Here is a 4,537-nt window from a genome sequence, read left to right on the forward strand (position 1 = left end):
AAGGGAAGATAAATAAATATACATAAATGAAAGGATGAGATAGGATTGTGATATTGTGCGAATAGACTAGAGTAATGTGATGATGGAGTAGACAACGATATAACAGCTAATAAGTGAAAGTGCAACTAAGTAATGATAGATAGTTTTTTTTTTCAATGAAGACAAAACATCCGAGATCTACACTGGTCAAATGGTCAGCAGCGTCAAATGTGTATAAAAGACAGCTACAAAACCGGAAAAACACTCAATAATGTGGAAAAACGGAAAATCGACTATCGTATGTTTGTAGCCGACGTAATGGAGCGTCATATATAAGAATCATCCATATACCAGTACACACATATGAACTCTCACCATCTGTTTAATCTTAGTTGTAAGTAACCTGCATATCGAACCATATGTACTGTAATTATTTTGCTATCGTACTCATTAATGACTTGGTCTACTTTAAGTTTACTGAGACAATCCAGCTCAATTATTTATTATCAACTGGTTCATTATGAAACTTTTAGTTCGTAACCTTGCTCGCTCTACCACAGAACATGAAATTCGTGTTTTATTCTCTGCTCATGGTACTGTCGCAGACTGTAATTTAGTATTAGACCAAACGACAGGCCAATCAAAAGGCTTTGCTTTTGTAGAAATGCCCGATGCCAGTGAAGCTAAATCAGCGATTTCAAAACTAAACCTTTCTGAAGTTGCCAACAGCAAAATTAGGGTAAAAATAGCTGAATAATTGTTACAAAACTTGAGTCAATGCTTAAGCCATATCGAGCGTCGTATGCTGGCTTTTTGTGAAGAAAATTCAAGCATCACAATCAAATTTATCTATCTGATTAAGTAAAACGAGCTAGGTGCACCTAGCTCGAAAAATATTATTTATTCTCATAATCGGTGTATTAAACAAGAGTTTCTAGCATTCCTGCATCATACTCGATCAATTCTTTATCCTCTTGAATACGGTGGATATAATCAGGGTTTGCAATGAATGGACGCCCTATGGCCACCAAATCGAATTGATTCGCTTTAATCGCTTCGGCTCCAGTTTGTGCGCTATAACCGCCAACACCAATCAACGTTTTTGAATAATTGTTGCGTAGATACTGCGATACCCTACCACCAAGAAAATCAAATTCCATGCTGTCATCAAACATACCTTCGTGAAGATAAGCTAATTCACGCTTTTCTAGTTCAGCAAGAAAATAATCAAACACCTGACGATCACGAGCATCGGCATCCATATGGGCATATCCGCCAGGTGAAACCCGTAAACCTGTAAGTTCAGCACCAATTCTTGCAATGACTGCATCAACAACCATTAATGGGAATCGAGCCATATTTTCTGGTGTTTCTCCATATTCATCACTACGACGGTTTGTGTCAAAATGAAGAAATTGATCAATGAGATACCCATTAGCACCGTGAATCTCCACACCATCAAATCCAGCTTCAATCGCATTTTCCGCTGCTTGTGCATAGTCTATAACAAGCTGTGAAATTTCCTCATGACTCGCCTCTTTCGGCACGGTATAAGCTAATTCACGCAGACGTGGAACCGTGCCATCAAATGCCACAGCTGAAGGTGCTAATACATATTCTCCACCAAAAAAATGTGGATGTGCAACTCGCCCAGTATGCCAAAGCTGAGCAAAAATCTTACCGCCATTCTCATGAACGGCTTCTGTTACTTTTTTCCATCCGGCTAGTTGAGCATCGCTATAAATTCCCGGTGTATTTGGGTAACCTTGGCCATCTGGGCGGATAATGGTCGCTTCTGAGATGATTAGGCCCGCATCCGCACGTTTTGCATAGTATTTAACCATTGCGTCAGTAGGTACGAGCTCGTCATCTGCCATACAGCGAGTTAGTGGTGCCATCACAATACGATTTTGCAATGTAATTTTATCGTTGAGCTTATAGCCTTGGAATAAGGTTTCTATCATTGGATTATGTTCCTAATGTCGACTGTTTAAACACATGCTACCTCATTTTTGAATGTTCATTCAACAACTATTTGAACGATTATTCAACAAACTTGTTAAATCAAGATTCACTAAGTAAACTAACCCCATCAACTTAAGTGAGGTTTCCGTGTGAGAAGTGCAGAGTTCGATCGTGAACATGTATTACGTGCTGCTATGAATGAATTCATAGCAAAAGGCTATAACAAGACTAGTATGCAAGATTTAAAACGGGTTACTGGACTTCATCCCGGATCGATTTATTGCGCATTTGAAAATAAGCGAGGGCTATTACTCGCCGCACTTGATCATTATGCGAAAACAAAAGCAGACGATTTTGAGCAATTCTTTACCAACTCAGATCAGATTTTAAACGGCTTTAAGGCCTACCTGAGTGATATTATTAACCACACTAACTGCTCTAAAAGTAATGGTTGTTTACTACAAAACTCTCTAACTGAGCTTGAACAGCATGATGATGAAATAGAAACCATCATTTACAGTATGTCTGGGCAATGGAAACAACGAATAAAGTCGAAACTTGAACAGGCCAAACTAAACCACGAGATTACACCTGAAGCAAATTGTGAATTTTTAAGTGATTATCTGATGATGGGCATTTACGGTTTGCGCTCTTTTTCGAACACCAAGCCGCCGCAGGAATGCCTGCAGCAACTTGTTGATCATTTAATATATAACTTAAAAATTTAGGAAAAATAATTTCTTAGAAGTATCGTTTGTTTTAGTTCAATCACCCGAATTATTTGTATCTGATAGATATCTAATTAAGTTTGGTTGACGAGAAGATCTCAATGGGGTGTCCATCTGATTTTAGTATGAATCCCCCTTTTGTTGCTGTCAGTACCTTTTTCAGTTCTATCCCTGCCCAGCCGGGGTTTCCACCGATGTAGGCATTATTGGTGCCATACACTACATCTCCACCATTAACAGAAATCATAGCGTGAACTAATCGGTCATCTCTAACAAAAGCAACTCTGCTGCCTTTAGGTAAGTCATCTAGATCTGATAATACTTTGATTTTTTGAGGATTCTTACCTAAAAAGACTTTACTTCCGCCAATAGAGCGAGTACTGCTACTGAGCTGAGAAAGAGCTTCCTTTGATATTTTTCCTGAAAGATATTCTAAGCGATATACTGCATCCCAGCACACCCCCTTTCGGATCAACTCTACTCTAGCAAGTTTTTGATCACTGACGTAACGCGCTGATAATTTGGCCATGTCAACCGTTGGTGAGCGGTATTGCTGCGTTATCCTTTTAGGGTATGGCATGATCATATCAACAAAAGCGCTAAACTCTTGCCTCTGTTGTAACGATTTCACTATATTTCGCGTACTAGCCTTAGAAAAATCTGATTCAGTAAAGCGCTTTGCCGCCTTTATACCTGACTTTCCAGTTTGCCAAATTTTCGCGACAAGATTCCCAACAGCAACTCCCTCGAACTCCACAACTATCGCAGTCAATCCATTGATTGTATGATCCATGGCCTGTTTATCTGTATCGGCTTGTTGAGCATTGACAAAATGTGGTAATGAAGAGGCCAATCCTAGTAATAAAGAAACACGACCGAACAATGGTGCGGCCGCAATACTCGCGACTTGTAGTGAAGTGCTTACCCACTTCATTGCAAGTTCAGATTGAATCTCAGTATCCGATTTTACTAATACATCAAGCTGATTAGATCCAGACTGCAATACATCTTCAGACTCCCAATATACGTAATTTCGTATATCTCCATTCTTATTAATATTCAATGGGATAAACCAATGTCTATCAGGATTAAACCAATTTATACATTTCGGTTTAATTCTTGAGTTATGAAATAATAATCCAAAGTACGATTTACCCGTTTCAAATTCGTTATCTACATACTCTAGTTTTTTATTAAATTCCTCTTCACTATTAAATGTCCAATCCAGAGGATTTTCATTAATTGGGCTGGGTAATACAGAAACTATTCTAAATCTACCATTATCACTCCCTATTTTAAATACCCCAACGGCTCGGTACCAACTTAAAGAATCCATGAAGACTACCGCTTGTACATCATCTATTGATTGTGCTCCTTTATTTACCAGTGAACTTTTGATGAACCGCCATGTTTCTTGATGTGCCTTAGGGTGTCGCCGCCACCACTCTTCACAGTCTGCGCTAAGAAGATCTGAGATTAATTCGCTGGAGTATTTATTAGTACCGATGACATCTTCACGCCATGTCTGGTGCATATTACTGTGTATAATACTTTCTGCAACATCTCGCGGCTCATTGTTATTAACTAAAAGATCGTAAATACTGAATTTTGTGAAAATTCTCTTACGCCCTGCAGATTGGTTAAATACAGTTTTTGTTACAGGCCCGCGGTAAAATGCAGATTTCTCATCAAGTATTCGAATCACTGTATCATCAAGACCTGTCTCTTATACCCATCTCAAAAAAAAAAAAAAAGACAAGTAGAATCCAGGGTGAATCCAAAAGGACCGCGACCAAAGTGGCAAAAACCACGATGTGAACACACATGCGCCACATATATATGCGACGACATTCTGCGATTAATCC

At 38.9% G+C, this 4,537-nt stretch carries 4 protein-coding genes; 2 read left to right on the top strand and 2 right to left on the bottom strand.

Features of this window, described 5'->3' with window-relative positions; all coding sequences use genetic code 11:
- Positions 1-499 precede the first annotated feature (499 nt).
- A complete protein-coding gene (locus HGG78_RS18375; protein ID WP_172533770.1) occupies positions 500-736 on the top strand; it encodes an RNA recognition motif domain-containing protein in 237 nt (78 codons plus the stop codon).
- Positions 737-899: 163 nt separating this feature from the next.
- Here the strand turns inward: HGG78_RS18375 and HGG78_RS18380 are convergent, their stop codons facing one another.
- Positions 900-1,943 (bottom strand): alkene reductase, encoded by a 1,044-nt coding sequence (locus HGG78_RS18380; RefSeq protein WP_172533771.1) that lies wholly within the window; start codon positions 1,941-1,943, stop codon positions 900-902.
- A 150-nt stretch (positions 1,944-2,093) separates the two neighbouring features.
- Here HGG78_RS18380 and HGG78_RS18385 point away from each other — a divergent pair, with 150 nt between their 5' ends.
- On the top strand, positions 2,094-2,672 hold the full coding sequence (locus HGG78_RS18385) for a TetR/AcrR family transcriptional regulator (protein WP_071233078.1): 579 nt from the start codon (positions 2,094-2,096) through the stop codon (positions 2,670-2,672).
- A 70-nt stretch (positions 2,673-2,742) separates the two neighbouring features.
- Here the strand turns inward: HGG78_RS18385 and HGG78_RS18390 are convergent, their stop codons facing one another.
- Entirely contained in the window at positions 2,743-4,377 is a 1,635-nt protein-coding gene (locus HGG78_RS18390) for a hypothetical protein (protein ID WP_172533772.1), read from the bottom strand.
- Positions 4,378-4,537: the final 160 nt, after the last annotated feature.

The sequence above is a fragment of the Vibrio aestuarianus genome (assembly GCF_012395185.1).
In the GTDB taxonomy this organism is placed as follows: Bacteria; Pseudomonadota; Gammaproteobacteria; order Enterobacterales; family Vibrionaceae; genus Vibrio; species Vibrio aestuarianus.